28 protein-coding genes and 1 tRNA gene are annotated in these 26,276 nt (G+C 62.7%); 10 read left to right on the top strand and 19 right to left on the bottom strand.

Features of this window, described 5'->3' with window-relative positions; genetic code table 11:
• Positions 1-74 precede the first annotated feature (74 nt).
• From olsA to OKQ63_RS09250, 3 genes are all read right to left on the bottom strand, one after another.
• Positions 75-905, bottom strand: a complete 831-nt coding sequence (olsA, locus tag OKQ63_RS09260; RefSeq protein ID WP_264213638.1) for a lyso-ornithine lipid O-acyltransferase — start codon at positions 903-905, stop codon at positions 75-77.
• Positions 902-1,663, bottom strand: a complete 762-nt coding sequence (gene olsB / locus OKQ63_RS09255) for an L-ornithine N(alpha)-acyltransferase (protein ID WP_264213637.1) — start codon at positions 1,661-1,663, stop codon at positions 902-904. The genes olsA and olsB overlap by 4 nt, the downstream gene beginning before the upstream one ends.
• A gap of 107 nt (positions 1,664-1,770) precedes the next feature.
• A complete protein-coding gene (locus tag OKQ63_RS09250; protein WP_039145992.1) occupies positions 1,771-1,953 on the bottom strand; it encodes a DUF3553 domain-containing protein in 183 nt (60 codons plus the stop codon).
• Between the two features lie 34 nt (positions 1,954-1,987).
• Here OKQ63_RS09250 and OKQ63_RS09245 point away from each other — a divergent pair, with 34 nt between their 5' ends.
• Positions 1,988-2,584 carry a histidine phosphotransferase family protein gene (locus tag OKQ63_RS09245; RefSeq protein WP_264213636.1) on the top strand — a complete coding sequence of 199 codons (597 nt, stop codon included), beginning with the start codon at positions 1,988-1,990 and terminating at the stop codon, positions 2,582-2,584.
• A gap of 62 nt (positions 2,585-2,646) precedes the next feature.
• On the opposite strand, the gene OKQ63_RS09240 is transcribed toward OKQ63_RS09245, so the two are convergent.
• The 7 genes from OKQ63_RS09240 to OKQ63_RS09210 form a co-directional block, all read right to left on the bottom strand.
• A complete protein-coding gene (locus OKQ63_RS09240) occupies positions 2,647-3,912 on the bottom strand; it encodes a glutamate-5-semialdehyde dehydrogenase (protein WP_264213635.1) in 1,266 nt (421 codons plus the stop codon).
• A 76-nt stretch (positions 3,913-3,988) separates the two neighbouring features.
• Entirely contained in the window at positions 3,989-5,095 is a 1,107-nt protein-coding gene (gene proB, locus OKQ63_RS09235) for a glutamate 5-kinase (RefSeq protein WP_264213634.1), read from the bottom strand.
• Entirely contained in the window at positions 5,083-6,117 is a 1,035-nt protein-coding gene (gene obgE / locus OKQ63_RS09230; RefSeq protein ID WP_264213633.1) for a GTPase ObgE, read from the bottom strand. The genes proB and obgE overlap by 13 nt, the downstream gene beginning before the upstream one ends.
• A 122-nt stretch (positions 6,118-6,239) precedes the next feature.
• Entirely contained in the window at positions 6,240-6,776 is a 537-nt protein-coding gene (locus OKQ63_RS09225; RefSeq protein ID WP_264213632.1) for a GNAT family N-acetyltransferase, read from the bottom strand.
• Between the two features lie 283 nt (positions 6,777-7,059).
• Positions 7,060-7,329, bottom strand: coding sequence for a 50S ribosomal protein L27 (gene rpmA, locus OKQ63_RS09220; RefSeq protein WP_264213631.1), 270 nt, complete (start codon positions 7,327-7,329; stop codon positions 7,060-7,062).
• Between the two features lie 11 nt (positions 7,330-7,340).
• Positions 7,341-7,898: a 50S ribosomal protein L21 gene (rplU, locus tag OKQ63_RS09215; RefSeq protein ID WP_264213630.1), complete on the bottom strand. Its 558-nt coding sequence runs from the start codon at positions 7,896-7,898 to the stop codon at positions 7,341-7,343.
• Between the two features lie 202 nt (positions 7,899-8,100).
• Positions 8,101-8,946: a DUF2059 domain-containing protein gene (locus tag OKQ63_RS09210; RefSeq protein ID WP_434086048.1), complete on the bottom strand. Its 846-nt coding sequence runs from the start codon at positions 8,944-8,946 to the stop codon at positions 8,101-8,103.
• Between the two features lie 124 nt (positions 8,947-9,070).
• Between OKQ63_RS09210 and OKQ63_RS09205 the strand changes: the two genes are divergently transcribed.
• A tRNA-Ser gene (locus tag OKQ63_RS09205) sits at positions 9,071-9,160 on the top strand.
• 203 nt (positions 9,161-9,363) lie between these two features.
• On the opposite strand, the gene OKQ63_RS09200 is transcribed toward OKQ63_RS09205, so the two are convergent.
• The 3 genes from OKQ63_RS09200 to OKQ63_RS09190 are packed head-to-tail and all read right to left on the bottom strand — an operon-like array spanning position 9,364 to position 11,687.
• Complete coding sequence (locus tag OKQ63_RS09200) at positions 9,364-10,428, bottom strand: methyltetrahydrofolate cobalamin methyltransferase (protein WP_264213628.1); 1,065 nt, start codon at positions 10,426-10,428, stop codon at positions 9,364-9,366.
• A gap of 9 nt (positions 10,429-10,437) precedes the next feature.
• Entirely contained in the window at positions 10,438-11,364 is a 927-nt protein-coding gene (locus OKQ63_RS09195) for a methylenetetrahydrofolate reductase (RefSeq protein WP_264213627.1), read from the bottom strand.
• Between the two features lie 26 nt (positions 11,365-11,390).
• Entirely contained in the window at positions 11,391-11,687 is a 297-nt protein-coding gene (locus tag OKQ63_RS09190) for a virulence factor (RefSeq protein WP_264213626.1), read from the bottom strand.
• Positions 11,688-11,971: 284 nt separating this feature from the next.
• Here OKQ63_RS09190 and OKQ63_RS09185 point away from each other — a divergent pair, with 284 nt between their 5' ends.
• Complete coding sequence (locus OKQ63_RS09185; protein WP_264213625.1) at positions 11,972-13,084, top strand: Ppx/GppA phosphatase family protein; 1,113 nt, start codon at positions 11,972-11,974, stop codon at positions 13,082-13,084.
• A gap of 75 nt (positions 13,085-13,159) precedes the next feature.
• Complete coding sequence (locus OKQ63_RS09180) at positions 13,160-13,876, top strand: RlmE family RNA methyltransferase (RefSeq protein WP_264213624.1); 717 nt, start codon at positions 13,160-13,162, stop codon at positions 13,874-13,876.
• A gap of 7 nt (positions 13,877-13,883) precedes the next feature.
• On the opposite strand, the gene OKQ63_RS09175 is transcribed toward OKQ63_RS09180, so the two are convergent.
• Positions 13,884-14,072: a hypothetical protein gene (locus OKQ63_RS09175; protein ID WP_264213623.1), complete on the bottom strand. Its 189-nt coding sequence runs from the start codon at positions 14,070-14,072 to the stop codon at positions 13,884-13,886.
• A 129-nt stretch (positions 14,073-14,201) separates the two neighbouring features.
• The gene (locus OKQ63_RS09170) at positions 14,202-15,068 is read right to left on the bottom strand and encodes a YihY/virulence factor BrkB family protein (protein WP_264213622.1); all 867 of its coding nucleotides are present in this window, start codon (positions 15,066-15,068) and stop codon (positions 14,202-14,204) included.
• 146 nt (positions 15,069-15,214) lie between these two features.
• On the opposite strand from OKQ63_RS09170, the gene cls reads away from it, so the two are divergent.
• Positions 15,215-16,630: a cardiolipin synthase gene (gene cls, locus OKQ63_RS09165; protein WP_264213621.1), complete on the top strand. Its 1,416-nt coding sequence runs from the start codon at positions 15,215-15,217 to the stop codon at positions 16,628-16,630.
• Here cls and OKQ63_RS09160 read toward each other — a convergent pair.
• Positions 16,627-17,076 (bottom strand): potassium channel family protein, encoded by a 450-nt coding sequence (locus OKQ63_RS09160; RefSeq protein ID WP_264213620.1) that lies wholly within the window; start codon positions 17,074-17,076, stop codon positions 16,627-16,629. The genes cls and OKQ63_RS09160 overlap by 4 nt on opposite strands.
• Positions 17,077-17,258: 182 nt before the next feature.
• Here OKQ63_RS09160 and OKQ63_RS09155 point away from each other — a divergent pair, with 182 nt between their 5' ends.
• Genes OKQ63_RS09155 through OKQ63_RS09145 form a run of 3 tightly spaced genes read left to right on the top strand, consistent with a single transcriptional unit; the run spans position 17,259 to position 21,368 of the window.
• Positions 17,259-17,915 carry an ABC transporter ATP-binding protein gene (locus OKQ63_RS09155; protein ID WP_264213619.1) on the top strand — a complete coding sequence of 219 codons (657 nt, stop codon included), beginning with the start codon at positions 17,259-17,261 and terminating at the stop codon, positions 17,913-17,915.
• On the top strand, positions 17,912-20,329 hold the full coding sequence (locus OKQ63_RS09150) for an ABC transporter permease (RefSeq protein WP_264213618.1): 2,418 nt from the start codon (positions 17,912-17,914) through the stop codon (positions 20,327-20,329). The genes OKQ63_RS09155 and OKQ63_RS09150 overlap by 4 nt, the downstream gene beginning before the upstream one ends.
• On the top strand, positions 20,319-21,368 hold the full coding sequence (locus OKQ63_RS09145; protein WP_264213617.1) for a lipocalin-like domain-containing protein: 1,050 nt from the start codon (positions 20,319-20,321) through the stop codon (positions 21,366-21,368). The genes OKQ63_RS09150 and OKQ63_RS09145 overlap by 11 nt, the downstream gene beginning before the upstream one ends.
• A 27-nt stretch (positions 21,369-21,395) precedes the next feature.
• Here OKQ63_RS09145 and OKQ63_RS09140 read toward each other — a convergent pair whose 3' ends face one another.
• The 3 genes from OKQ63_RS09140 to OKQ63_RS09130 all read right to left on the bottom strand — a co-directional run bounded on the left by OKQ63_RS09140 (position 21,396) and on the right by OKQ63_RS09130 (position 25,512).
• The gene (locus tag OKQ63_RS09140) at positions 21,396-21,827 is read right to left on the bottom strand and encodes a universal stress protein (protein ID WP_264213616.1); all 432 of its coding nucleotides are present in this window, start codon (positions 21,825-21,827) and stop codon (positions 21,396-21,398) included.
• The gene (locus tag OKQ63_RS09135) at positions 21,824-24,433 is read right to left on the bottom strand and encodes a TRAP transporter permease (RefSeq protein ID WP_264213615.1); all 2,610 of its coding nucleotides are present in this window, start codon (positions 24,431-24,433) and stop codon (positions 21,824-21,826) included. The genes OKQ63_RS09140 and OKQ63_RS09135 overlap by 4 nt, the downstream gene beginning before the upstream one ends.
• Before the next feature lie 113 nt (positions 24,434-24,546).
• A complete protein-coding gene (locus tag OKQ63_RS09130) occupies positions 24,547-25,512 on the bottom strand; it encodes a TAXI family TRAP transporter solute-binding subunit (RefSeq protein WP_264213614.1) in 966 nt (321 codons plus the stop codon).
• A gap of 102 nt (positions 25,513-25,614) precedes the next feature.
• Between OKQ63_RS09130 and OKQ63_RS09125 the strand changes: the two genes are divergently transcribed.
• Positions 25,615-25,932 carry a hypothetical protein gene (locus tag OKQ63_RS09125; RefSeq protein WP_264213613.1) on the top strand — a complete coding sequence of 106 codons (318 nt, stop codon included), beginning with the start codon at positions 25,615-25,617 and terminating at the stop codon, positions 25,930-25,932.
• An 85-nt stretch (positions 25,933-26,017) separates the two neighbouring features.
• Positions 26,018-26,230: a hypothetical protein gene (locus OKQ63_RS09120; RefSeq protein ID WP_264213612.1), complete on the top strand. Its 213-nt coding sequence runs from the start codon at positions 26,018-26,020 to the stop codon at positions 26,228-26,230.
• Positions 26,231-26,276: the final 46 nt, after the last annotated feature.

The following is a 26,276-nucleotide window of genomic DNA, read 5'->3' as shown; positions in this document are numbered from 1 at the left end:
GTAGGCGCGCTCATAGAGCAGTTATTGCCGGCTGACAAGAGCAGATCAGGAGAAAACGCGCGCGCCCGCCGCTTTCAGGCCTTCAATGCGTTCTGGTGTCCTGTGCGCACCGCCTGTTCGGCCCGGGCGGCCAGGGCTTTGCGGTCCGGGAAATCCGCCGCTTTCAGCGGCTGGTGATAGATCAGTTCAACCGATCCCTGCCGGCGGATGGAAAGGATCTTGAGGAGATGCGGGCCGAAGTCCATGTCTCCCCACCAGCCATACAGGCGGGCGGGAGCTCCCTCGGGGGCATGATAGACGACCGAAACTGGCTGAACATGCAGCTGCTCCCGCAGCCCGTCAGTGAAGAGAGCCGCGAATAGCGTTGTTTTAAAAGGTAAAACCCGCAAACCATCGGTGGACGTGCCTTCCGGGAAGAACAGCAGTTTGTGCCCGGCGAGCAGCCTTTGCTCGAAAAGGGCTGCCTGCTCCCTGGCCTTCTTGGGGTTCCGTTCGATGAAGACCGTGCCCGTGGCGCGGGCCAGCCAGCCGATACCCGGCCATGCCGCGACCTCGGCCTTGGACACGAAATAGATCCGCTTGCGCGCGTTCAAGGCAAAAATGTCCAGCCAGGAGGAATGATTGGCGACCACCGGCCCGTGCCGGCGCATCAGCGTTCCTCGGACCCTGTATCTGATGCCGAGAATGCGGAACGCGTTTCGGCAGACGAACTGGGTGATGAACGGCGTGACCGGACGCTGCACCCCGCACATCGGCTTCTCCACCAGCCGCAAGGACAGCAGAACCAGCAGCCCGCCGAAAACCAGCACCGCCAGCGGCAGCCCGCGCAGCAGCACCAACCCCCAGCCCAGGGCATCGATACGGATGCGATCAGGCGCTTCGTCACTTTGCCAGCTGACACTCATTCCCGGCCGCGCCCTCCGGCATAAATCCTGCGCTGCCGCGCGTTCATCCGCGCGGTATCCAGGATCAGGCAGACATCCGTGGTATTGAAATCATGGTCGACAAAGGCACCTTCACCGACAAAGCCGCCAAGCCGCAGATAGGCTTTGATCAATGCGGGGGTGTCCACCATGGCGCGCTTGCGGTCCAGATCGCCTTCTCCGATCAAATCCATGTTTTGAAACACTTTTGACCGCACTCTCAATTCCCGCGGCGCCAAGTGGTTGTGATGCAGCATTGCCAGCGGGTTGGTCAGCGCCTGCAGGTCGGTGCCATGAAAACTGGCCACCCCGAACAGCACTTCGATCCGGTGCTGTGCCACATATTCTGCCAGCCCGGACCACAGGTGGAACATCGCAGTCCCGCCCCGGTAGTCAGCATGCAGGCACGACCGCCCCAGCTCCAGCAGCTTGCGGCCCGAGGATTTCAGAACACTCAGATCGTATTCGTCTTCGGAATAGAACTGCCCGGCCCTGGCCGCCTGGTCATCCCGCAGCAACCGGTAGACGCCCGCCACCTGGCGATTGGTCTCATCGGTCACCAGCATATGATCGAAATACCGGTCGAACCGGTCTTGCTCCAGCCCCGCTTCGTGATCAACCATTTCGCCGCCGCCGCCAAGCTCCCGCACAAACACATCATAGCGCAGGGCTTGCGCGGCGCGCAGTTCAGCTTCCGTTTCGGCAATTTTCACGGAAAATTCCGGAGGGCGGTCAGGCATTCAGTCACCTTTGCGTCGTTCAGGCTTGAGCGCATCCCGGCAATAGGGCAAAGAACGCGCAGCAATTCAGGCAAATTTGAGGGAGTACGTTAACCCTTCATAAACCGTTATGGATCAAAGACGGGAATAAGGGAGACACGCGCTCCGTCAATCACAAGCTTTCCCTGATCCGGGAAATTTACGGTGATCTTGCCGCCCGCGTTCGACTGCACCTGACCGACGCCCCATTCAGGGTGATCAGGGTGCCGCACGAACATGCCGGGGGCCAATATAGCGTTGAGGTCATTCATTTGCGGATGGCCCAGTTCGGAGGAAGTATTAGTTATGGGTGTAGATAACGCCAATCTGGCCGCATTGGTAGGGTCTCGGATCTGCCATGATTTGATCAGCCCCGTCGGTGCCATCAACAACGGGTTGGAACTGCTTGGAATGGCAGGCAGCATGTCCGGACCGGAGCTGGAACTGATTTCTGACAGTGTGGCCAATGCCAACGCCCGCATCCGTTTCTTCCGCATTGCCTTCGGGGCTTCAGGCGACCAGCAGATGGGCCGCGCCGAAGTGATGTCGGTGCTGGAGGACATCAGCAGGGGCGGCCGGATCAAGTACCAGTGGTCGCCGCTTGAGGGCTGCACCCGCAGCGAGGCGCGCCTGTCGCTATTGGCGGCGCTATGCCTCGAATCCGCCCTGCCCTATGGCGGAACAATCAAGATTTTCTGTGCCGGCGGCAAGTGGACCGTGATGGGCGAAGGCAGCAAGCTGAACGTGGATGACGAGCTCTGGGCGCGGGTCAGCGGCGGCACCTCGAACGCCGAAATCACCCCGGCACTGGTCCAGTTCGCGCTGCTGCCGGAGGCCGCCAGGGAAGCGGACCGTACCGTCCGGCTGGAGCAGAACCTGGAGAAGATTACGCTGCAGTTCTGATCTGCAGCAGCATCTGCCAAGAAACGCCGGGCAAAATGCCCGGCGTTTTGCATTGCGGCTAGTCAGGCGCGGGTGGTGCCGTTGCCGCGCACCAGGTATTTGAAGCTGGTGAGCTGGGTGGCGCCGACGGGCCCGCGCGCGTGCATCTTGCCGGTGGCAATGCCGATTTCCGCGCCCATGCCGAATTCACCGCCGTCGGCAAACTGGGTCGAGGCATTGTGCATCAGGATGGCGCTGTCGAGTTCCGCAAAGAACTTCTGCACCGCGGCCTCGTCTTCGGTGATGATGCAATCAGTGTGCTGGGAATGATGCGTGCGGATGTGCCGGATCGCCTCGTCAATGTCCGCGACCTGTTTGGCCGCAATGATCGAATCCAGGTATTCCTTGCCCCAATCCTCAGCGCTGGCCGCAACCATGCCACCAGGCCCGGGCAGGCCCGCTTCTGCGCGGATTTCCACGCCGGCGCCGGACAGCATCTCCAGCACCGCCTTGCCCAGGGTGTCTGCGATATCCTGATGGATCAGCAGGCATTCCGCCGCACCGCAGATGCCGGTACGGCGGGTCTTGGCGTTCAGCACCACGTCCAGTGCCTTTTGCGGATCGGCAGCCTTGTCGAGGTAGATGTGCACGATGCCCTCCAGATGGGCAAAGACCGGCACCCGTGCCTCGCGCTGCACCAGCCCGACGAGGCCTTTGCCGCCGCGCGGCACTATGACGTCGACATACTCCGTCATGGTCAGCAGCTCCTGCACCGCGGCACGGTCCCGGGTCGGCACCAGCTGCACGGCCTCTTCCGGCAGGCCGGCGGATTTCAGGCCCTCGGCCAGGCAGGCATGGATCGCCTGGCTGGAATGGAAGCTTTCGGAGCCGCCGCGCAGGATCACCGCATTGCCGGATTTCAGGCACAGCGCGCCGGCGTCGGCGGTCACGTTGGGGCGGCTTTCATAGATCACGCCGATCACGCCAAGCGGCGTGCGGACGCGCTGGATCCTGAGGCCGCTGGGCTGTACCCACTCCTCCATCACCTCGCCGACCGGGTCGCCCTGCTCAGCCACCGCGCGCAGGCCGTCGACGATGCCCTGGATGCGGGATTCGTCCAGCATCAGCCGGTCCATCATCGCGTCCGACAGCCCCTTGCCGCGGCCGAATTCAAGGTCCTTTTCGTTTGCGGCGATGATCTCCGCCCGGCGGCTCCAGACCGCATCGGCAGCGCCGATCAAGGCGGCATGTTTGCGCTCAGAACTGGCCGTGGCCAGTGTTTGCGCCGCTTGCTTTGCACGTTTGCCAAGCTCCGCCATCACGGCGGGGATGTTTTCATTGTCTTTCATATGTCTCGCGCCCTTGCCGGTCCCTGTGCGGCACCTCAAATGCCTGCCGGCTGGAATAAACTATCGGATGCTCCGCTCAAAGCGCCATATCATCGCGGTGGATCAGCGCAGCGCGGCCGGGATAGCCCAGCGTGGCCTCGATCTCCTGCGATTGGCGCCCCTGGATGGCACGGGCCTCGTCGGCGGTATAGCGCGACAGCCCCTGCCCCAGTTTGCGCCCGTCTGGGCCGAGGATGGCCAGCGGATCGCCGCGGCCGAAGTCACCCTCCACATGACGCACACCTGCGGGCAGCAGGCTTTTGCCGGACATCAGCGCCCTTGCGGCGCCTTCGTCAATCGTCAGAACACCGCGCGTCTTCATTGCGCTGATCCAGCGTTTACGGGCGGCTTGCGGGTCTCCCTGCCCGGAAAACCAGGTGCAGGCCGCGCCCTCTTCAAGCGTTTTCAAAGGGTTCAGCGGAGAACCTTCAGTGATGGCCATGGCGCAGCCGGCCGCCGTGGCCATCTTGGCCGCCAGCAGTTTGGTGATCATGCCGCCCTTGGACAGACCGGAAACGCCATCGCCGGCCATCGCCTCGATCTCGGGCGTGATCTCGTCTATCCGGTCAAAGCGCCTGGCCCCGGGATCCAGCGCCGGATTGGCGCTGTAGAAGCCATCGACATCGGACAGCAGGATCAGGCAGTCGGCGCCAACCGTCACTGCCACCTGCGCTGCCAGCCGGTCATTGTCGCCATAGCGGATCTCGTCGGTGGCGATGGTATCGTTCTCGTTGACGATCGGAACGGCGCCCATGCTCAGAAGTGTTTCCAGCGTTGCGCGGGAGTTCAGGTAGCGGCGGCGGTTTTCGCTGTCTTCCAGCGTCACCAGCACCTGCGCGGTGGTGATCCGGTGCGGCGCCAGCGCTTCCTCATAGGCGCGTGCCAGGCGGATCTGGCCGACTGCGGCGGCGGCCTGGGATTGCTCCAGCGGCAGGTCGGCGCGCGGCAGCCCCAGCACGCCCCGGCCCAGGGCAATCGAGCCGGAAGAGACCAGCACCACATCGGTGCCGCTCGCCTTCAGCCAGGCAACGTCATTGGCCAGCGAATGCAGCCAGCCTGCCCGCAGCTCGCCGGTGTTCCGATCGACCAGCAGCGCCGAGCCGATCTTGACGACAATCCGTTTCGCCGATTTCAGGGCTGCCAAGGCGCTTCCTCCTCGGCGGGTTTCATGCGCACACGGTCATCATTGATTTCCGCCCGCACCGCGCGGAGCACCTCGTTCAGCCCCTCGCGGCTGACGCCGGACATCATCAGAACAGGGCCGCCAACGGCTGCTTCCAGGGCGGCACGTTTCTCGTCGCGCTCCTCCGGGTCGATCGCATCCACCTTGTTCAGCGCGGTGATCCGGGGTTTGGTGGCCAGAACGCCGCCATAAGCCTCCAGCTCCCCGATGATGGTCTCATAGTCCTCGACCACGGTGTCAGAGGTGCCGTCCACCAGATGCAGCAGCACCGCGCAGCGCTCCACATGGCCCAGGAAGCGGTCGCCGATGCCCTTGCCCTCATGGGCGCCTTCGATCAGGCCGGGAATGTCGGCAACCACAAATTCGGTGTTGTCGATGCCGACCACGCCAAGGTTCGGGTGCAGCGTGGTGAACGGGTAATCCGCAATCTTGGGGCGCGCGTTGGAGGTGGCCGACAGAAAGGTGGACTTGCCGGCGTTGGGAAGCCCCAGCAGGCCGGCATCGGCAATCAGCTTGAGACGCAGCCAGATGGTGCGGTCGATCCCCTCCTGGCCCGGATTGGCCCGCCGCGGCGCCTGGTTGGTGGCAGATTTGAAATGCAGGTTGCCAAAGCCGCCATTGCCGCCCTTGGCCAGCAGCACGCGCTGCCCGACCTCGGTCAGGTCTGCCAGCACGGTTTCCTGATCCTCATCCAGGATTTCGGTCCCCACCGGCACGCGCAGCACGATGTCGTCGCCGTCCTTGCCAGTGCGCTGGCGGCCCATGCCGGACTGGCCGTTATTGGCGAAGAAATGCTGCTGATAGCGGAAATCGATCAGCGTGTTCAGCCCGTCGGTGACCTCGGCCCAGACCGATCCGCCCTTGCCGCCATCACCCCCGTCCGGCCCGCCGTATTCGATGTACTTTTCGCGGCGGAAGCTGACGCAGCCGTTCCCGCCGGAACCCGAGCGGATATAGACCTTTGTCAGATCGAGGAATTTCATGACAGCTCCTTAATGCGGCTGGGCTGCCAGCCCCGTCCGCGCAGTACACGTGCTCCCGCAAGAGCATGAGACTCCTGCGGGAAGTTTGGGATTGCCTTACCGCAAAGCGCACGCCGCGCCAATCACAGTTTTCGGCTGTAAGTCCAGGTCGGGACGGAGGCATCGCGGGCCACCGAATAGCTTTCGGCGTCACCGAGATAATCAAAGCCGCAGTGGATCAGCACCCGGGCCGAAGCCGGGTTGTCCTGGAACACCGAGGCAAACATCGCCGCGTTGCCCTTGGGGTTTGCATCGACAAGCGCCTTCAGGGCCGCCGAGGCCAGCCCGGTGTTCCAGAACGGCGGCGCCGTCCAATAGGAGACTTCTGACTGGTTGCGGTCCATCCTCTTGAGGCCGATCAGGCCTTTCAGCTCGGAATCGCCCTCGGCGGTGCCGTCGATCACCCAGACATCCTCGTCGCGTTCTTCCGCCATGGCACGGGCCACAAAGGCCTCGGCAGCACCGGGCGGCAGCGGATGCGGCACCGAACGCGTCATGCGGGCAACGCGCTCGTCGCTGACATAATGCGCGATCAGCCCGGCATCGGATTTCCGCAATGGCCGCAAGATAAACCGGTCTGTTTCGATTACCTGCTGGCACACGATCTGTTCCAAATTCATGGATGTGCTCCTCCCCTGCCATAGCGTTTCCGGCGGCAGATGCCCTTGTTGTTCCGGCGGTGAATTTCAGATGTGCTCGCCCTGCCCCGACGGCAAGCCCCAAGGTCTTCAAATAGAGCAAAACTTCCTGTTGGCCCGGCGTGAATGCCAGGCTGCCGGAGCGCAAGAAACCGGGCGGCGGTGCAAACAGGGACACTCATTAACAAACTCGCAGATGCAAAACGGAAAGGGGACCGGCCTTTTAGCCGATCCCCCTAAAGATTTCTTCACCCTTCGGGTCGGCTTACTCAGCGGCCTCCGCCACTGGGAGAACCGATACAAAGGTGCGGCCTTTCAGGCCCTTGCGGAAGGATACAGCGCCCTCGGCAGTTGCAAACAGGGTGTGGTCCTTGCCAATACCCACGCCTTCGCCCGGCCAGAACTTGGTGCCGCGCTGGCGAACGATGATGTTGCCTGCGATGGCCGCCTGGCCGCCATAGAGTTTCACGCCAAGACGGCGGCCCGCGGAGTCGCGGCCGTTACGTGAGGAACCGCCAGCTTTTTTATGTGCCATTCTCTCTCTCCTTAGCCTTTAGCCAGCTCTTTGGCCTGCTCAACCCACTCGGGCTTCACTTTGATTGCCTCGATACCAGCAATGTCGTCTTCGGACAAGGCTGCGATCTGGGCAAAGCTGGTGAGGCCTGCTTCTGCCAGTTTCTTGGCAGCTGCGGGGCCGACGCCGGTCAGCTGGGTCAGGTCGTCCGAACCTGCAGCAGCGTCAGCGGCCGGAGCAGCTTTGGCAGCAGCTTTCGGAGCGGCTTTGGTTGCGCCCGATGCCAGGATCTCGGTGATCCGGACCAGGGTCAGTTTCTGACGGTGGCCTTTGGTGCGCTTGGAGGAGTGCTTCCGGCGGCGCTTCACGAAGTTGATCAGCTTCTCGCCTTTGATCTGGTCGATCACTTCTGCCTTGACGGCAGCGCCTTCCACCAGCGGAGCGCCCACAACGGGTGCGTCGCCGCCAAGCATCAGAATTTCGTCGAACTGGATGGTGTCGCCAGCATCTGCAGCAAGTTTCTCAACGCGGAGCACGTCGCCCGCCTGAACCTTGTACTGCTTGCCGCCAGTCTTGAGGACCGCAAACATATGCGTCTTTCCTTCTCTCACCGCGTCCTACGGCCCCCTTGCGGGCGTTCCGGCCGAAGCCGCCTCGAACAGCGCGCCCTTTTGCAGGGCGTATTGCAAATAAACCCCGGCACGCGGAATCCGGGCCGGGATGCGGGCTTATGGTTCGGAATACACTGGCTGTCAACCGGATTTCACAGGTTTTGCAGAACCTGCCGCGGCTTCAGATATCCTGGCCCGGTGTCAGCTCCGCCATGCGGTGCGCCAGTTCCTCGAAACGGTTGGCGGTGATTTCATACTGGACGGCATTCAGCAGCTCGTAAACCCGCTGCATCGGCGCCTCCTCCAAAGCCTCGACATAGGCCTGCACTTCCGCGTCGGTGAACTCCTGATAGGTATAGGCGGAGGCCGCCAGGCTGGACGCCTGCAGGCTGAGCCTCAGCCCGCCCTCCTGTTCCTTCATCAGCGCGCGCAGCCCGTCAGCGTCCAGTTCAAGCTCGATCACACCGGCGGCGGCGGCGGCCATGAGGAAGCGGAACTGAATCTGCTGCAGGGCGCGGACGCCGGTGCCTGCGGCATCAATTGCCGATCCCATCCGCCGGTACATCGCAACACGGTTGCTGCCGGCTCTGACCAGATCCGAGACGATCCGGTTGCCAGCCTGCTGTTTGACCTCGTCGTCCTCAACCCTGTGCGAGGCGTTTTCCGCCCGCACCAGACGTTTTCCCAAATCGCTGGCGTAGAAATCCGCCGCATGGTCCAGTGCTGCGTCATCCAGAGTGTTTTCCAGAATATCCAGAGCCAGACCGCGCATTTCCGCGGTGTCAAAGACATCCTCTGACAATCGGGCCCACTGGCTGCCGAACGCGCCGGCATCAATACCCAGCATGTCCGGAGCGCTGGACGCGGACAGGGCGATACTGTCGAGCGCCACATCAAAGCCGGTCACCTCCAGGAACGCCTCGACTCGGTCACGGTCTGCCGCCAATGCGGGCTGCCCGAAGGCACCCGAGAGCAAACACAGCACAGCAAGGAAACGCGCAAGCAGGGCGGGGATTTGAAAGGTCATCTGCATACGGCAAATCTAGGCAAAAACCGTTGGCTGGCAACGGAAAACCGGCTTTTTTTATCAAACCGGCATTTCGCCCTTGCGCCTGTCCGGAATCAACATTAAACCGCGCCTCACCCCCCGCGGAGAGGTGCCGGAGTGGTCGAACGGGGCGGTCTCGAAAACCGTTGTGGGTGCAAGCCCACCCAGGGTTCGAATCCCTGTCTCTCCGCCATTTCACCCTTGCAGACCGCTTCCGGAACTGACGGCGTGCCGCCCTGCGGACACCCGCAGCGCAAGGCACCCCTGCCGATCCCTCCAGTATGCCGCGTTCCTTCCGGTGAATGCCCGGCAGTGCAGACTGGCCGGATAACCTGCCGTAAATACTGAAAAAGCCGGGCAGTCCTGCCCGGCTTCCGGTCTCTTCTGATGCGCTGATCAGGCGCGGCGGCGGCGTCCGGCGGCCCGGCCGCCACGGCCGCGGCCTTCGCCTTCGCCCTCAGCTGCCGGGGCCTTGTTGAACTTGATCCACTCGCCGCCATGCGCATCGTTGTTGGTCAGCAGGTTGGCGGCGCGGATGGCCTCCATTTCCTTGCCGGGGCGCGGCTTGGTCGAGCCGAGACCGAACAGGGTGACAAAGGTTTCGTCGTCCATGCCGTCGGGCAGAACGATGCCGGAAGCTTCGACCTGCGCCTTCTTTTCGGCAATCGCTTTCTGCGTCACCGGCAGCGCCACCGGGTTCATGATCGCCGAGGTCATGCCGGCGCCCATCGCCATCGGCAGGAAGGCGTTGTTGATGCCGTGGCGGTTCGGCAGACCGAAGGAGACGTTGGAGGCGCCGCAGGTGGTGTTGACGCCCAGTTCTTCGCGCAGGCGGCGGACCAGGGCAAACACCTGCTGGCCTGCGGTTGCCATGGCGCCGATCGGCATCACCAGCGGGTCGACGACGATGTCATGCGCCGGGATGCCGAAATCGGCGGCGCGCTGGACGATCTTCTTGGCAACGGCGAACCGCACGTCCGGGTCTTCCGAGATGCCGGTGTCGTCATTGGAGATCGCCACAACCGGCACGTTGTACTTCTTGACCAGCGGCAGCACCATTTCCAGACGGTCTTCCTCGCCGGTGACCGAGTTCAGCAGCGGACGGCCCTGAGCGGCGGCCAGGCCGGCTTCGAGTGCGCCCGGAACCGAGGAGTCGATGCACAGCGGCACATCGGTCAGGCCCTGCACCAGCTCGACGATCTTGGTCATCAGCGGCGGCTCGGTCTCGTTCGGGTTGGGGTTGGAGTTGTAGACAACGCCCGCATTGATATCGAGAATGTTGGCACCGGCCATCACCTGTGCCAGCGCGTCTTTCTCGACAGTGGAGAAATCACCGGCTTCCAGCTCGGCCGCCAGCTTCTTGCGGCCGGTGGGGTTGATGCGCTCACCGATCACGCAGAACGGCTCGTCAAAGCCCAGGATCGCGGTTTTGGTTTTTGATTCGACGACTGTACGGGTCATTGTGGATCCTTAGGAATTGACCGGCTTCGCCGAGGCGCCGCCGTTGTTGATGGCCCAGGTGGCATTGGTCTTGATGCCGCCCAGCGGGAAGAAATGCACGTTGGTGATGTTGAAGTCCGGGTTTTCCGCCTTGTAGGCCGCCAGTTCGGCCACAACATCGTTGGGCTCGTAGGGCAGCAGCAGCTTGGACACGTCCATCGCGCGCTTCTGCAGCACCTTCAGCGACGGGCCGACGCCGCAGGCGATGGCGAACTTGATCAGGGTCTGCAGCTTGGCCGGGCCGGCGATACCGATGTGGATCGGAATGTCGACGCCGGCGTCCTTGACGCTGTTTGCCCACTCGATGATCGGCTTGGCTTCAAAGGCGAACTGGGTCGCCAGCGCCATCTTGGCGTCGGTGCGCTCGGAGAATTTCTGTTTCCACTGCAGCGCTTCGGCGACGTTTTTGGTCGAGCCGTCGGGATCGATGTCCTTGTTGCCTTCCGGGTGGCCGGCCACGTGCAGGCTGGTGAAGCCCGCCTTGTCGAACAGGCCGGTTTCCAACAGCTGCATCGAGCTGTGGAAATCGCCATGCGGCTTGGCGACGCCGCCGGCCAGCATCAGCGCCTGCTTGACGTCGGCCTCGCCCTGGTAGCGGGCGATCCAGTCGGCCAGGGTGGACTCGTCCTTGATGATGCGCGCCGGGAAGTGCGGCATCACCGGGAAACCTTCGGCGTTGATGCGCTTGGCAGTGGCGACCATGTCCTCGATCGGGGTGCCTTCGATGTGCGCGATGTAGACGCGGGTGCCTGCGGGCAGCAGGTCGCGGAAGTCGGCGACCTTTTCAGCGGTGCGCGGCATCACTTCGATCGAATACCCCTGCAGGAAGGCCTCGACTTGCGGGTTGACGGGCTGGCCTGCGCCAGAATCGCGTTTTTTAAAGTTCAGCAAAGCCATCACGGCCTCCCATAGTGGTGTCAGGCTCACGCCCATCCGTCATTCGCAATCAGGGCCTTCAGGCGTTCCTGATCGTATTCTGCTTCCAGGCGGGTCGCCTCGGCCTCGGCAATATCGGCAGCTTCGCCCTCGGCGGCAAAAGGTGCGGCTTTGCGCCATTCGGCAAGATAGGCGTCGGCGTCCTTGGCGTTCACCTTCATGGCCGCGCGGTCGATGGCCTGCTCGAACCGTTCCTCGAGCTGGCGCTTGGTGCCGCGGCGGCCCTTGCCAACGATGACCTGCGCGGGGATATCGCGCCAGTATACGATCGTAACGTCGGGCATGCCCTGATTTCCTCCTAGCCTGGATAGACCACCTTCTAGAGCGGCAGCGCTCAGCAGGTTGGTCGATTTTCGACAACACGATGGGTTTGAGCGACGTTTTGCTGCCGGGACCCTAGCTTTGTGCACCTGCGAACGCCACAGGGGTTTTCCGCAAAAATTTTCATGTGGATTATGAGATTTCCATTACACAGCGGAAATTCCACCACTTCCGGTGCCGGGTGCTTGCGCCGGCGCACCGGCGCACCTATTGTCATTCTTAACACGATAATCGGAGGGCGTGAATCATGGCGCCCAGGCGCTCGAAAGGTGCGGGCGCGTTTCCCAAGGCGGTTGAGACCCCTGCACCGGCCCGTCCCGATCCTGATGCGCTTTATGCGGCGCTGGATTTGGGAACAAATAGCTGCCGCATGCTGATCGCCCAGCCCAAGGGCAGCGGCATTCATGTGGTCGACAGTTTCTCCAAGTCGGTGCAGCTCGGCGCCGGGCTGGAGCGGACCGGACGGCTGTCGCGGTCCTCGATGGCGCGCACCATTCAGGCGCTGCGGATCTGCCAGCAAAAGCTCAAACGCAACAGGGTCAGACGGATGCGGCTGGTCGCAACCGAGGCCTGCCGCCGGGCCAAGAACGCCCGCGATTTCATCCGCCAGGTGAAACGCGAGACCGGCCTGACATTGGAAATCATCCAGCCGGAGGAAGAGGCGCGGCTGGCAGTGATCTCCTGCGCGCCGCTGGTCTCCATCATGACTGAGCAACTGCTGGTGGTGGATATCGGAGGCGGCTCGACAGAACTGGTGTGGATCGACATCTCCTCGGTGCCGCGGCGCGACCGTCCTGCCGCCATCATGCGGCTGCACAACGGATTTCACTCCACCGAAAGCCCTTTCCCAGCGGCCAAGGTGGTGGACTGGATCTCGGTGCCGCTGGGGGTTGCCACCTTGCGCGACCAGTTCAACGACGTCGAGGATGACGCCGCCCGTTTTGCGCTGATGAGCTGGTTTTTCGAAGAAAACCTGGCTGATTTCGCCCCCTACAAGGATGAGCAGACGCGCGCAGGGTTTCAGATCGTCGGCACCTCGGGCACGGTCACAACCGTTGCGGCGTCGCACCTGGGACTCAAGCGCTATGACCGCACCAAGGTCGACGGGCTGCGGATGACCAGCGACCAGATTGACAAGGTGATACGCGGTTATCTAGAACTCGGCCCTCAGGGCCGCCGCCGCGACCCCCGCATCGGCGAGGACCGGCAGGCGCTGATCATGTCCGGATCCGCCATCCTGCAGGCGCTGCTGCGCTGCTGGCCGACCGACCGGCTGTCGGTGGCAGACCGCGGGCTGCGCGAGGGCCTGCTTTATGCGCAAATGAGCGCGGACGGCGTCCTGGAGGACGGCCCCTACTAGGCGGGCCGGAAATATGAACTTTTGCGGGCCGGAATTGCTGTAAGATTCCGCGCACCGGTACAGATGGCGGCAATGATGGCAAAGACACCGACTGGCAAAAACACTTCCGGGCGCGGACAGCGTGATCTGAAAGTCAAGGTGAAGTCCGCACGCGGACGCAAGCTCAGCTCAACCCTCTGGCTGCAGCGGCAGCTGAATGATCCCTATGTCAAACGCGCCCAGGCCGAGGGCTACCGCGGCCGTGCCGCGTATAAAATCATGGAACTGGACGATAAATACCGCTTTCTGGTGCCCGGTGCGCGGATCGTTGATCTGGGCTGCGCTCCCGGCGGCTGGGCGCAGGTGGCGGTCAAGCGCATCAACGCGCTCGGCGAAAAGCAGGGCAAGGCCGTTGGCCGCATCATCGGCGTGGACCTGCAGCAGGTCGAGCCGCTGGCCGGTGCCGAATTCCACCAGCTCGACTTCATGGATGATGGCGCCGACGACAAGGTCAAGGAATGGCTTGGCGGCAAGGCCGATGTGGTGATGTCCGACATGGCGGCGGCCAGTTCCGGCCACAAGCAGACCGACCACATGCGGATCATCTCTCTGTGCGAAACCGCTGCTTATTTTGCCTTTGACGTGCTGGAGGATGGCGGAACCTTTGTTGCCAAGGTTCTGGCAGGCGGCGCCGAAGGGGAACTGCAGAAGCTGCTGAAGCAGAAATTCACCAAGGTGATGAATATGAAGCCGCCCTCCTCGCGGTCGGACAGCTCCGAGAAATTCGTGGTGGCAACAGGGTTCCGGGGCTGAAGCCCCGTCAGATCCGGCGGCTATGCGGTGCGGTCAGCGACCGGGCCGCCTGGGTGCGCAGCAGCAGCGCCTCCTCGCCTTCGCCGTCGGTCAGCCGGGACACCCGCAGCTTGCGGCTCACGTGGCTGGCCATTTCGCGCTGGCGCATCAGTTCAAACAACCGCATGTGGCGCAGCTTGTTTTGCAGTTTCGTCATGGTGGCCCCTTCTGGATCCGCTGCTTTCCTGCAGATCTAAAAGGCGATTGGGCCGGAAGCGGGGCTCAATTGTGGCGGTGCTGCCTTATTGTTGAACAATTGGAAACAGTTGCAGAAAATCCGCAGTGTTCAATTGCGCCCCATTCTCTTTGCTTCATCGATCAGCGCACCGTTGAATTCCGCCCCCAGGATCAGGATGGCAGAATTCAGGTAGAGAAAGATCATGGCTGCCATGGCGCCGGCAAGGCCCGCATATGTGGCTGAATATTGTGCAAAGGAACGGACGTAAACGGCAAAGCCGCTGCCTGCAGCCAGCCATAGGAACAGAGTCAGCACAACGCCGGGCAGGATACGGCGCAGCCTGTGTATCCGGCCAGGCAGCACGACATGAAACGCGAGCACCGCGCCGGTCGGCAGCAGCAGCGCGAATATGCCGCTCAGCCCTTGTTCCCATTGTCCGGGCACCTGGGCAAACGGCAAAAGTTCCGCAAGGTGGCGCGCGTAGAGCGGCAGGAGCAGCTCAAAGACAGCGGCGGCGAGGATGCCTGCACCGCCCAGTATCACCAGCGCCAGGCACAGGCCGCGGGATTTCCAGAAGGGCCGTGTGTCTGTGTCATGATAGGCCTGGACCAGGGCGACCCGGACCGCATCGACACCGTTAGAGGCAAAATAGAGCGCAAAAAGCCCGCCCAGGGTTGCAAGCTGAGTGCTGGAGGCCTGAAGCACAGCCTCCAGTTCCGCAACAATCGGCTTGGCCACCGGTTCCGGCCAGGCCCCGAAAACCAGCCCGGTCATGCTGTCCATGTCCACATCCTGCGACAGGATGCCGGCAACCGTGCCCGCCAGCGCCACAGTGAACAGAACAAACGGGAACAAGGCCAGCATCATCGACATGGCGATATGGCTGCTCATCACCCAGCCGTTCTTTCTGTTGAAACGGCAGGCGGCGGTTTTCAAGGCGGCAGGCCACAGGCGGAAGGGCGGCAGGATCGGCATAGCGGCAAGGTTCCACAACAGCAGGGGAAATGCCAGCCGCAATACAGGTTTAGCCCGATTTGCCCCCGCCTGCGTCAGCCCGGGCTATGGCGGGCCGCCCTGTTCGGCACTAGTCTCAGTCCGGAACAGCTTTTCGGGACTCGTGAATGTTCTGGATCATTCTCAGCACAGCCGCGCTGGCTGCAACATGGACCGCCGCAGGCCTGGCCGCGCTCAGCGCAGCCCGTACCGCGCGCACACCGCAGGGGGCGATTGGCTGGGTTGTGTTTCTGCTGGCAGCGCCGGTCGCCGCCCTGCCCGCCTACATGATCTTTGGCCATCACCGGTTCAAGGGCTACTGGAAGGCCCGGCGCGGCGCCGAACAAGCGGTGATACCCACACGCAACTATACCACCGCCCGGTCGCAGGACGCGCCGGAGGTGGCCGTCAACACGGCGCCCTTTGAGGCAATTGCGGGCATGAATGTCAGCCGCGGGAACGGCATGACGCTATTGATAAACGGTCAGGAAACGTTCAGCTCTATCTTTGAAGCCATTGAAAATGCGCGTGAATACATTCTCGTGCAGTATTACATTCTGCGTGCGGACAGTCTTGGCAGGCAACTGCAGGCCAGGCTGATTGCCGCTGCCGGACGCGGGGTCACGGTCTGGTTCATGACCGACAGCATCGGCAGCCGGAAGCTGCCCCGCGGTTACACGCGCGCGCTGGAAGCTGCCGGCGTCAAGCTGATAGACGCCTCGGTCCGGCGGGGGCCGTGGCACCGGCTGCGCATAAATTTCCGCAATCACCGCAAGACCGTCATTGCCGACGGCCGCATCGGCTTTACCGGCGGATTGAACATCGGCGAGGAATATATCGGGCTGAGCCCGGCCTTCGGGCCGTGGCGGGACACGCATGTGCGGCTCACCGGACCGGTTGTCCAGCAGCTTCAGCTTGCCTTTGCGGAGGATTGGCACTGGCGCACCCAGAAACCGATCCTGGATTTGCTGAACTGGGAATCGGAACAGTCTTTGCAGGACCGGCCCGCGGTGATTGCCGCCACGGGGCCTGGCGACGGTACCGGCGACGGATCGATGCTGTATTTTTCCGCCATCACCGCCGCGCAGCACAGAGTCTGGCTGGCCTCGCCCTATTTCGTTCCGGATCAGGATGTCTTTGCGGCGTTGAAACATGCCGGGTTGCGCGGCCTGGATGTGCGGATCCTGTTGCCGGAAACCATTGATCACTACCTGCCCTGGCTGGCTTCCTTTGCCTATTTTGACGAACTGCGGGACGCTGGTGTGCGTATCCTACGTTACCAGGGCGGCTTCATGCATCAGAAGTGCTTTGTCATCGATAACACGATTGCCGGCGCCGGAACCGCCAATCTCGACAACCGGTCTTTCCGGCTGAATTTCGAGACCATGGTACTGTTCTTCGATCAGGAGTCCGCTGCGGAGGTTGCCGCAATGCTGGCCGGGGATTTCCGGCGCGCAACGGAACTCAGCCTGCCCTTGGACCGGCAGAAACTGTCCATCCGGCTGCTGGCTCCGGTGGCACGGCTGCTGTCGCCAGTGCTTTAGCTTCGGACGCTGAACCTGCCTTCGTTCAGGGAAAACAGGCGCCCCATTGCGCTGACCAGAAACGCCGTGCTGATTCCGAAGCCGAACAGGCCGGTCACCGCGGCAAAAGCGGCAAAGATCCTCAGCGCCGGGCCCAGAACCACATCGCCGTAGCCGAGCGTGGTATAGGTTGCCAGGGAGAAATAAACGGATGTGTTCCAGTCCGCTATCGCGCCAACCAGAACAAAGGCCGCCGACCAGATCCAGACCTGCGTGGTATGGCCGCCAAGGATGGTGAAGATCGCCGCCACCAGCATCAGGCCGATCTGCCAGGGGCGGTATGGTTTGGAAAACCGCCCGGACAGTCTGTTCAGCACAGCCGCACACCAGACAAGGACCGTGATCTCAAGGATCAGGCAGATGCTCAAATAGACTGAGCCCCACAGCAGCTGGTTCCACAGGGTCATCTCTGCTCTCCTGTCCTCTTGAAGCCATTGCAAGTTGCAGCAGCAGCTTAGAAATCGGTACAGCCCGGCACAATCTGGAATGCGCAGGCCATCTGCACCCTGCGCCACTGGACAACCCCTGACCAGAGGTATTGAGTGCATTTGCGGGGAATGAACACAAAAGCACCGGAGGTTTCTGAAGGATGGTTCTGACGATCCGCAACGTCGCCAAGGCCTACTCCGGACAGACAGCGGAGACCGCGGTTCTGCGCGGAGTGTCGCTGGATCTGGAGGCCGGGGCCAGTCTGGCGCTGACCGGTGACAGCGGCTCCGGGAAAAGCACGCTGCTTCATCTGGCTGGGGCGCTGGATCATTTCGACAGCGGCGAGGTCGAGATCGCGGGAACCGCCCTGTCCAAGCTGGGCGACCGGCAGCGCGCCGCCCTCAGACGCCGCGACGTGTCTCTTATTTTCCAGCAGTTCAACCTGATACCTTCACTTCCTGTGCGGCAGAATGTTTCGCTTCACGCGCGGCTGGGCGGCAGGTGGGACGCGGATTGGGGGCGCCAGCTGACAGATCGCCTCGGACTGTCGGATTTGCTGGACCGGTATCCCGAGCAGCTATCGGGCGGCCAGCAGCAGCGGGTGGCCATTGCACGGGCGCTGGCCCTGCGCCCCAAGCTGCTGCTGGCGGATGAACCGACCGGCAACCTGGATGAGACAGCCAGCGCGGCAGTGATGGCGCTGATGCTGGAGCTGGTCCGTGAAAGCGGCACGGCGCTGTTTCTCGTCACGCACTCCGCTGCCATCGCCCGGATGCTGGACCGGCGCCTGCATCTGCAGCACGGCCAGGCCGCATGATCCGCGCGGCGCTGGGAGCCATTCTGTCCCATTGGCGGCGCCATCCGCTGCAGCTGGCGACGGTCATGATCGGCCTGGCGCTGGCCACCGGGCTGTGGTCCGCGGTTCAGGCGATCAACGGTGAAGCCCGCGCCAGCTACGCCCGCGCCGCGGAACAGCTTGGCACCGCAGGCGCCGACCGGCTGGTTCCCGCCAACGGGTCCATCTCTCTCCGCCAGTACGCCGCCCTGCGCCGGGCCGGCTGGCAGCTTGCGCCGGTGCTGGAGGGAACGGTCAGGTTCGGGCGGCAAAGCTTTGATATAATGGGGATCGACCTTCTCAGCCACCCGCTGGTGCCAGCCCTGGAAGAGGCCGCCGGGAAGGAAGGCGCGCCGCCATTGGATGCGTTGCTTCCGCCGGGCCGGATTTTTGCCCATCCGGAAACTGCCGCCACGCTTGCTGCCCTTCAAAACCGGCACCCGGTGACCCGCACTGCGTCACTGCCCCGCGGTGTGCTTGTGGCTGACATCAGCCTGGCCAGCCGCTTGCTGAGACAGCCGGACAGGCTGAGCTACCTGTTGATCCTGCCTGATCAGATCCCCGGGCTGAAACCGCTGCAGCAGCTTGCGCCCGCCCTCGCCCGGCTTCCGGCCGGCACTGCATCGGATGATACCGCGCGGCTCACCGACAGCTTCCACCTCAACCTGACAGCCTTCGGGCTTTTGTCCTTTGCCGTCGGCCTGTTCATCGTTCAGGGGACCATAACGCTCAGCCTGGAACAGCGCCGGGGGCTGATCCGGACCTTGCGCGGTCTTGGAGTACCGATGCGGGTGCTGGCTGGGGTGTTTGCCGCGGAACTGGCCGCTATCGCCCTGGCTGGCGGCACGGCCGGGTTGGCGGGTGGCTATTTCGTGGCGGCGGCGCTGTTACCCGATGTCAGCGCAACACTTGCCGGGCTTTACGGCGCCCCCGTGGACGGCAGCCTGTCCTTGCGCCCGGGCTGGGCGGCATCCGGGCTGGCCATGGCGCTTGGCGGCACATTTCTTGCCGGGGCGCAGGCGCTCTATGCGCTGGGACGGATGCCATTGCTTGCGGCCCCGGCAACCCATGCCCGCGGACAGCAGGCCGGCCGGGTGCATTTATACTCTGCCGCCGCCGGCTTGGCCTGCATCCTGGCCGGGGTTGCCGTTCTGATGACGTTTCAAGGGTTGGTCTCGGGGTTTGTATTTCTTGGCGGCCTGATGCTGGGGGCAGCCCTGCTGCTGCCCCTGCTGATTGCCTGCGGGCTCCGCCTTGGCGCACGGTTCGCGCAAAACCCTTTTGCGGAATGGCTTTGGGCCGATACCCGTGCGCAATTGCCGGGAATGTCGCTGGCCCTGATGGCGCTGCTGCTGGCCCTCGCAACAAATATCGGCGTTGGGACAATGGTTTCCAGCTTCAGGCTCACCTTCATTGGCTGGCTCGACCAGCGGCTGTCCGCCGAGGTCTACGTCACCGCCAGCAGTGATCTCCAAGGGGCCGAGCTTGAAACCTGGCTGACGGAACACGGGATCACGGTCCTGCCGATCCGCCGCAGCGACATCCGCTACAAAGGCGCGCCCTTACGGATTTACGGGGTGGTCGATGATGAGACCTACCGGCAGAACTGGCCGCTGCTGGAAGCCCGGCCGGATGTGTGGGACCAAGTGGCCAACGGGGAAGCTCTGCTGATCAATGAACAGTTCGCCCGCCGCCACGGTCTGGCACCCGGCGGAAAATTTCAGCTGGCAGCCGGCTGGGAGCTGACAATCGGCGGGATCTATTCCGACTATGGCAACCCGAACGGCCAGGCAATCGTTTCATTGCAAGAGCTGCTTATCCGCGCGCCGGACATTCCCCACCGCCAGTTCGGGCTGCGGCTGCCGCCGGAAAACGTGCCTGAACTCATTAGCGCCATCCGAGAAAGGTTTGAAATTCCTAGGGAAAACATCATCGACCAGGCCAGGATCAAAGCCCGGTCGCTGGCTGTTTTCGACCGCACATTTGTCATCACGGCGGCGCTCAACCTGCTGACGCTGGGCGTAGCCGGCTTTGCCATGCTGACCAGCCTGTTGACATTGTGGAGCCATCGGCTGCCGCAATTGGCGCCAGTCTGGGCAATGGGGCTGACCCGCCGCCAGCTGGCCGGCGCCGAGCTGCTGCGCAGCCTGCTGCTGGCGGCCATCACAGCGGTTCTGGCGCTGCCGCTCGGACTGGTGCTGGCATGGGCACTGCTGGCCGTCATCAACGTCGAGGCGTTCGGCTGGCGGCTGCCCATGCACCTGTTTCCCGGTGATTGGCTGCGCCTGTTCCTGCTGGCACTGCTGGCCGCTGTGGTGGCCGCCGCCCTGCCTGCGCGGCGGCTCAGCCGCCTGGACCCTGCAGATTTGCTCAAGGTGTTTGCCAATGAACGCTAGTTCCCTGTTCCCGCTTCTCCTCGCCACCTGGGGCACGGTGGTGCATCCGCAGGGCTATGCCGGGCTGGGAACCGAGGCTGAGGGGTTTGCCCTGCCTCAGCGCGGCCACCGGCTGTCGTTCCCGGATGATCATGGCCCTCATCCGGATTTCCGCATTGAATGGTGGTACTTGACTGCCAATCTTGAAGGCGGCGACGGACGGGACTACGGCATCCAATGGACCCTGTTCCGCTCCGCTCTGGCACCGGGCGAGGCCGAGGGCTGGCAGAGCCCGCAGATCTGGATGGCCCATGCGGCGGTGACGGCCGCGGACCAGCATCTGTATGCCGAACGGATCGCCCGCGGCGGTACTGGCCAGGCTGGGGTCATGCCCGAGCCGTTTGAGGCCTGGATCGGCAATTGGCAGATGCGCGCCACCGGAGACGCGCTTGAGACTTTGCAGCTGACCGCCGCCGGCAACGCGTTTTCCTATGCTCTTGAGCTCGCCGCAGACGGGCCCATGGTGCTGCATGGCGAGGACGGTTATTCCGTGAAATCCGCCAGCGGCCAGGCCAGCTATTATTACTCCCAGCCGCATTACCGGGTGTCGGGCACACTCCATTTTCCGGACGGGCCGGTTGAGGTCACTGGCCATGGCTGGCTGGATCGGGAATGGTCGAGCCATCCGCTGGCCGGGGATCAAAGCGGCTGGGACTGGTTCTCGCTCCGCTTTGACAGCGGCGACAAGCTGATGGGGTTTGTGCTGCGCGGGGAAAGCGGAGATTTTTCATCAGGCACCTGGATCCCGGAGGATGGCGCGGCCGAGCCGCTGCCGCCGGGGGCGTTCCGGGCCGAGCCGTTGGAGACCACTGACGTACAGGGCCGCGAGATTCCGATCCGCTGGAAAGCCGTCCTGCCTGACAAGGGTGTTTCTATTGAAATACAGGCGCTTAATCCGCAAAGCTGGATGGGGACCTCGTTTCCCTACTGGGAGGGGCCAGTGTCTGTCACCGGCACTCACAGCGGCAAGGGCTATCTGGAAATGACCGGATACGAATAAGGGCGCCCGCAGGCGCCCTTATTATTGTCAGCGGACAACAAAGACCGAACAGTCCGAATGCCGGATCACCCGGGCGGCATTCGGCCCCAGCAAGTAATCCTTCAGATCCGGCTTGTGGGCGCCTATGACAATCAATCCGCTGCCGGCTTTTTCCGCAACTTTTAGGATCTCCTGATAGGCCGTTCCGGTGGCCACCAGATGGCGCACTTTGGCATTGCGCTCTGTGCCCAGAACTTTTTTGCAAAGATCCTCCAATCGCCGGGTGGTGTCTTTCACCGCCTTCTGGTGGTGGTGCTCCTCGAAAAAGCCCGAAACCCAGCTTTCGCCGAAGTCCGGCAGGACGTTGACCACATCCAGCTGGGCCCCCTCAAGGTCCGCAAGCCGTGCAGCCTGGGCCAGCACTTTTTCATCGGACGCCTGATCGCTCAGCTCAAGGGCGCAAAGAACGGGCTTGCTCATGCCGGTACTCCTTCCTGTTCACGTGCGCGGCCGCGCTGCAGCAATGCGACCAGCGCCACCAGCAGCAGTGCCGGGAGGAACATCAGCTCCTTGGGCAGCTGGCTGGCCGGGGCCTGGATCGCAGAAATCCGCACCGGTTCATCGGCGTAGAAGTCAAAGCTCTCCAGTTTGGGTGCGGCTGGCGAGCCGAACATCGGCTCATCCAGTTTGACCACGCCATCTTCTTCCAGCAGCAGCAAGCCATAGGCATCCACTGCCTGCTGGCCGCCCGCGCCATCGGCGGTCAGGATCATCGTTGTGTTCTTGAGTTCGGAGGTATCGAAATCAAGGCCTTCGACCGTGATCCTGAACTCCGCCCCCGGCTCTGCCTCATCCAGTGCCTGAACCAGCTGGGCCGGCGGCACCTCGGCATAGGGCGGCATCACCCGGTCCATGAAGAAATCCGGCCGGAACAGCGCGAAGGCGGCAAAGATCAGCAGGACGCTTTCATAAATCCGGTTGCGGCTGACGAAATATCCCATTGTGCCGGCGGTAAAGACCAGGATCGCGATGGTGGCCGAAATGGCAACAAGGATGCCTTGTATCCAGTTCACATCGATCAGCAGAAGATCGGTGTTGAAGATGAACACAAACGGCAGCGCCACGGTCCGCAAGGAGTAGAAGAAAGCGGTGAAGCCGGTGCGGATCGCGTCGCCGCCCGACACCGCCGCGGCGGCAAAGCTGGCGAGCCCCACAGGCGGCGTCACATCGGCCATGATCCCGAAGTAGAACACGAACAGATGCACGGCAATCAGCGGCACGATCAGCCCGGACTGGGCGCCCAGCTCCACCACCACACCGGCCATCAGCGAGCTGACGACGATGTAGTTGGCGGTGGTTGGCAGCCCCATGCCCAGCACCAGCGACAACAGGCCGACCATTATCAGCATCAGAATCAGGTTGCCGCCCGAAACAAACTCCACCAGTTCCGACATCACCTGCCCGACACCGGTCAGCGTCACGGTGCCGACGATCACGCCGGCAGTGGCGGTGGCCAGCGCGATGCCGATCATGTTGCGCGCGCCGTCGATCAGACCGTTCCACAGATCGGAGACACCTTCCATGAAGGCATTGGCCATGCCGCTCTGGCCGCGGAAAATCGCCTTGAGCGGCTTCTGCGTCAGCAGGATCACGAACAGAAGCGCTGTCGCCCAGAACGCCGACAGCCCCGGAGATTTCTGTTCGATCATCAGGAAGTAGACGAGCACGATGATCGGCAGCAGGTAATGCAGACCTGCCTTGTAGATCTCCGCCACCACCGGCAGTTCGACTTCCTCGGCATTGGGGTCGTCCGGCACCAGGTCCTCCACACCGGCGGCCAGCCACAGCAGCGCAGCATAGGCCGCCACAACCAGGGCCGACAGCGTCAGCCCGGAGGCGTCCGGCATCGCCGAGACTATCCATTTCACCGGATACTGGACACCATAGCAGAGCGCCGCGAAGCCCGCGAAGAACAGCGCCATGCCGCCAATCGTGCGGCCCATCGACACCACCCGGTTGCCCAGCGTCGGCATGTTCCGCTTCACCGCCTCCAGATGCACGATATAGACCAGCGCGATGTAGGAAATCGCTGCCGGCAGGAAGGCATGGGTGATCACCTCGACGTAGGAGATGCCCACATATTCCACCATCAGGAAGGCCGCAGCGCCCATCACCGGCGGCATGATCTGGCCGTTCACCGAGGACGCAACCTCAACCGAGCCTGCCTGCTCCGACGTGAAGCCCACCCGCTTCATCAGCGGGATGGTGAAGGTGCCGGTGGTGACCACATTGGCAATCGACGACCCGGAAATCAGGCCGGTTGCAGCAGAGCCGACCACCGCCGCCTTGGCCGGGCCGCCGCGCAGGTGGCCAAGCGCGCCGAAGGCCATCTTGATGAAGTAATTGCCGGCCCCCGCCTTATCCAGCAGGGCACCGAACAGAACAAAGAGGAAAACGAATTTGGTCGAAACCCCCAGGGCAATGCCGAACACGCCCTCGGAGGTGATCCACATATGGCTCATCGCCTTTTTCAGGCTGGCGCCTTTCCAGCGGATGACTTCGGGCACGTAGTCGGATGAGCCGAAGAACACATAGAGAAGGAAGATGGTCGCGATGATCGCCATCGCCGGGCCCAGGGCGCGGCGCGCAGCCTCGAACAGCAGGACAAGGCCCGCCAGTGCAAACCATTTGTCCATGTCATCGGCAAGACCGCCGGAATCGACGATTTTCTGATAGAAAACATAGCCGTACATAGCGATCGCAGTTCCGGCCAGCGCAAAAACCCAGTCCTGCACCGGAATAAAGTTACGCGGGCTGGATTTCAGCGCCGGATAGGCGGCATAGGCCAGGAATATGGCAAAAGCCAAATGGATTTGCCGGGAATTGTTGATCACGCTGCCGGGCAGCAGCAGGTTGGCCAGCGGCGAGGCCAGCACGACTTGGAAAACAGACCAGATGACTGCGACAATTGCCAGGAACAGTCCCACACTCCCCACCGGGCTGCGGGCGCCGGCGTCTGAGGACGCGACCAGTTCCTGAAGCTCTTCTTCGCTGAGCGGCCGATTTCCCTGAGCATCGGATGCCATGGATAATCTCCCCTGAGGCCGCTGTTTCTCCGCGGCCTGAAACTTTTATGCCCGGGCCTTGGCCGCAGGCGAAAACGGGGCGCCCGATGCGCCCCGTTCTGAAATCCGCCGGATTATTCGATCCAGCCTTTTTCCTTGTAGTATTTGGCGGCGCCAGGGTGCAGCGGCGCCGACAGGCCATCTGCGATCATCTCTTCCGGCTTCAGGTTGGCAAAGGCCGGGTGCAGCTTCTGGAACGCCTCGAAGTTTTCGAAGACCGAGCTGACAACCGCATACACGGCATCATCGGACACGTCAGCCGAGGTCACGAAAGTGGCGCCCACACCAAATGTCTGGGTGTCGTTGTCCGACCCGCGGTACATGCCACCCGGAATGGTGGCGGTGCGGTAGAAGGAATTGTCGCCGACCAGTTTTTCAACCTCTGCGCCGTCCACCGTCACCAGCACCGAGTCACAGGCGGTGGTGGCTTCCTGGATCGACCCGGACGGGTGGCCGACGGTATAGATCATCGCGTCGATCTGGTTGTCGCACAGCGCTGCCGACTGTTCCGCCGCCTTCAGCTCGGTTGCCAGGGCGAAATCTTCCATGCCCCAGCCCTTGGCTTCCATCAGCACTTCCATGGTGCCGCGCTGGCCGGAGCCCGGGTTGCCGATGTTCACGCGCTTGCCCTTGAGGTCGTCAAAGTTCGAAATGCCGGCGTCGGCGCGGGCCACCACAGTGAACGGTTCCGGGTGAACCGAGAAAACGGCGCGCAGGCCTTCGAACGGGCCCGCTTCCTCGAATTTGGAGGAGCCGTTATAGGCATGGTACTGCCAGTCGGACTGGGCCACGCCGAACTGCAGCTCGCCTTCACGGATGGTGTTAATGTTGTAGACCGAGCCGCCGGTGGATTCGACGGCGCATTTGAAGCCATGCTCCTTGCGGCCCTTGTTCACCAGACGGCAGATGGCGCCGCCGGTCGGGTAATACACGCCGGTCACGCCGCCAGTGCCGATGGTGATGAATTCCTGCGCAGATGCCGCCGGAGCCGTAAAGGCCGCGGCCACCAATGCACCGATCGCCAGCTTGGTGTGTTTCATGATCAAGTCTCTCCCACTTGTCTTATGATTTGCAGCCAGGCCCGGACGGCAGCGAAAGCAGTATTGCATTCGTTGCACGGCCAGAAATTTCAGCCTCCGGACATGGCGCATGCAGTCTATTTTGCACGCGCAGAAGGGTTTCACCGGCACCCCAGCAAGTCAAGGGTGCTATTTATTGCCGCACCCCTTCAGCCTGCTTTTTTCATGATTTTGACGCAGGTTAGCTACTTTTCCCCGTCAGGCCGGCGGATTTTCCGGCAGCTCTGCGCAAAGTTTTTTCTTGAAAGGAAAGCCAACCGCAGCGCGATTCTTCCTGCGGCCCGGTTTCTTCAGCGCCGCAAGTCCATGCGCCGGGCGCTGCGGCGGAATTGCGCAGTTTTACCGCTGTCCGGAAAACACGCTGGTGACAAATCCGCGTGATGACGCTAATAAGCACCGCATAAAAAATTGATCCACGGTTCAAAAAACCAACGCCGCGGATAACATTGACAGGGAGCTTGCGGCAATGCTGCTGAGCCAAGTGATTTATGACAACCCGTCCTTGACGGACTTTTGGGCCTTGGAGCGCTGTGTCTCCGCCGAGGCCCGCAAAATCCCCCGCGAGACCATCGCGCCGCTGACCTGCGATGTGGAGCCGGAATTCCGCTGCACGCCGCGGAAATGGGACCTGATCCTGACCGCCGCCCATGAGCGCGGCTTGCGGGCGCGCCAGTCCTGACCTCCAGGCATCCGAGCCTCTGCGGTCCCGCGGGCAGAGCCGCCCG

The organism is Leisingera thetidis, assembly GCF_025857195.1.
In the GTDB taxonomy this organism is placed as follows: Bacteria; Pseudomonadota; Alphaproteobacteria; order Rhodobacterales; family Rhodobacteraceae; genus Leisingera; species Leisingera thetidis.
This window is presented reverse-complemented; position numbering and strand designations above follow the sequence as displayed.

What these genes read in the sequence shown, in the direction of transcription:
- olsA (WP_264213638.1), bottom strand. Translation starts at nt 905, where the DNA reads ATGAGTGTCAGCTGGCAAAGTGACGAAGCGCCTGATCGCATCCGTATC.
- olsB (WP_264213637.1), bottom strand. Translation starts at nt 1,663, where the DNA reads ATGCCTGACCGCCCTCCGGAATTTTCCGTGAAAATTGCCGAAACGGAA.
- OKQ63_RS09250 (WP_039145992.1), bottom strand. Translation starts at nt 1,953, where the DNA reads ATGAATGACCTCAACGCTATATTGGCCCCCGGCATGTTCGTGCGGCAC.
- OKQ63_RS09245 (WP_264213636.1), top strand. Translation starts at nt 1,988, where the DNA reads ATGGGTGTAGATAACGCCAATCTGGCCGCATTGGTAGGGTCTCGGATC.
- OKQ63_RS09240 (WP_264213635.1), bottom strand. Translation starts at nt 3,912, where the DNA reads ATGAAAGACAATGAAAACATCCCCGCCGTGATGGCGGAGCTTGGCAAA.
- obgE (WP_264213633.1), bottom strand. Translation starts at nt 6,117, where the DNA reads ATGAAATTCCTCGATCTGACAAAGGTCTATATCCGCTCGGGTTCCGGC.
- OKQ63_RS09225 (WP_264213632.1), bottom strand. Translation starts at nt 6,776, where the DNA reads ATGAATTTGGAACAGATCGTGTGCCAGCAGGTAATCGAAACAGACCGG.
- rpmA (WP_264213631.1), bottom strand. Translation starts at nt 7,329, where the DNA reads ATGGCACATAAAAAAGCTGGCGGTTCCTCACGTAACGGCCGCGACTCC.
- rplU (WP_264213630.1), bottom strand. Translation starts at nt 7,898, where the DNA reads ATGTTTGCGGTCCTCAAGACTGGCGGCAAGCAGTACAAGGTTCAGGCG.
- OKQ63_RS09210 (WP_434086048.1), bottom strand. Translation starts at nt 8,946, where the DNA reads ATGACCTTTCAAATCCCCGCCCTGCTTGCGCGTTTCCTTGCTGTGCTG.
- OKQ63_RS09200 (WP_264213628.1), bottom strand. Translation starts at nt 10,428, where the DNA reads ATGACCCGTACAGTCGTCGAATCAAAAACCAAAACCGCGATCCTGGGC.
- OKQ63_RS09195 (WP_264213627.1), bottom strand. Translation starts at nt 11,364, where the DNA reads ATGGCTTTGCTGAACTTTAAAAAACGCGATTCTGGCGCAGGCCAGCCC.
- OKQ63_RS09190 (WP_264213626.1), bottom strand. Translation starts at nt 11,687, where the DNA reads ATGCCCGACGTTACGATCGTATACTGGCGCGATATCCCCGCGCAGGTC.
- OKQ63_RS09185 (WP_264213625.1), top strand. Translation starts at nt 11,972, where the DNA reads ATGGCGCCCAGGCGCTCGAAAGGTGCGGGCGCGTTTCCCAAGGCGGTT.
- OKQ63_RS09180 (WP_264213624.1), top strand. Translation starts at nt 13,160, where the DNA reads ATGGCAAAGACACCGACTGGCAAAAACACTTCCGGGCGCGGACAGCGT.
- OKQ63_RS09175 (WP_264213623.1), bottom strand. Translation starts at nt 14,072, where the DNA reads ATGACGAAACTGCAAAACAAGCTGCGCCACATGCGGTTGTTTGAACTG.
- OKQ63_RS09170 (WP_264213622.1), bottom strand. Translation starts at nt 15,068, where the DNA reads ATGCCGATCCTGCCGCCCTTCCGCCTGTGGCCTGCCGCCTTGAAAACC.
- cls (WP_264213621.1), top strand. Translation starts at nt 15,215, where the DNA reads ATGTTCTGGATCATTCTCAGCACAGCCGCGCTGGCTGCAACATGGACC.
- OKQ63_RS09160 (WP_264213620.1), bottom strand. Translation starts at nt 17,076, where the DNA reads ATGACCCTGTGGAACCAGCTGCTGTGGGGCTCAGTCTATTTGAGCATC.
- OKQ63_RS09155 (WP_264213619.1), top strand. Translation starts at nt 17,259, where the DNA reads ATGGTTCTGACGATCCGCAACGTCGCCAAGGCCTACTCCGGACAGACA.
- OKQ63_RS09150 (WP_264213618.1), top strand. Translation starts at nt 17,912, where the DNA reads ATGATCCGCGCGGCGCTGGGAGCCATTCTGTCCCATTGGCGGCGCCAT.
- OKQ63_RS09145 (WP_264213617.1), top strand. Translation starts at nt 20,319, where the DNA reads ATGAACGCTAGTTCCCTGTTCCCGCTTCTCCTCGCCACCTGGGGCACG.
- OKQ63_RS09140 (WP_264213616.1), bottom strand. Translation starts at nt 21,827, where the DNA reads ATGAGCAAGCCCGTTCTTTGCGCCCTTGAGCTGAGCGATCAGGCGTCC.
- OKQ63_RS09135 (WP_264213615.1), bottom strand. Translation starts at nt 24,433, where the DNA reads ATGGCATCCGATGCTCAGGGAAATCGGCCGCTCAGCGAAGAAGAGCTT.
- OKQ63_RS09130 (WP_264213614.1), bottom strand. Translation starts at nt 25,512, where the DNA reads ATGAAACACACCAAGCTGGCGATCGGTGCATTGGTGGCCGCGGCCTTT.
- OKQ63_RS09125 (WP_264213613.1), top strand. Translation starts at nt 25,615, where the DNA reads ATGGCGCATGCAGTCTATTTTGCACGCGCAGAAGGGTTTCACCGGCAC.
- OKQ63_RS09120 (WP_264213612.1), top strand. Translation starts at nt 26,018, where the DNA reads ATGCTGCTGAGCCAAGTGATTTATGACAACCCGTCCTTGACGGACTTT.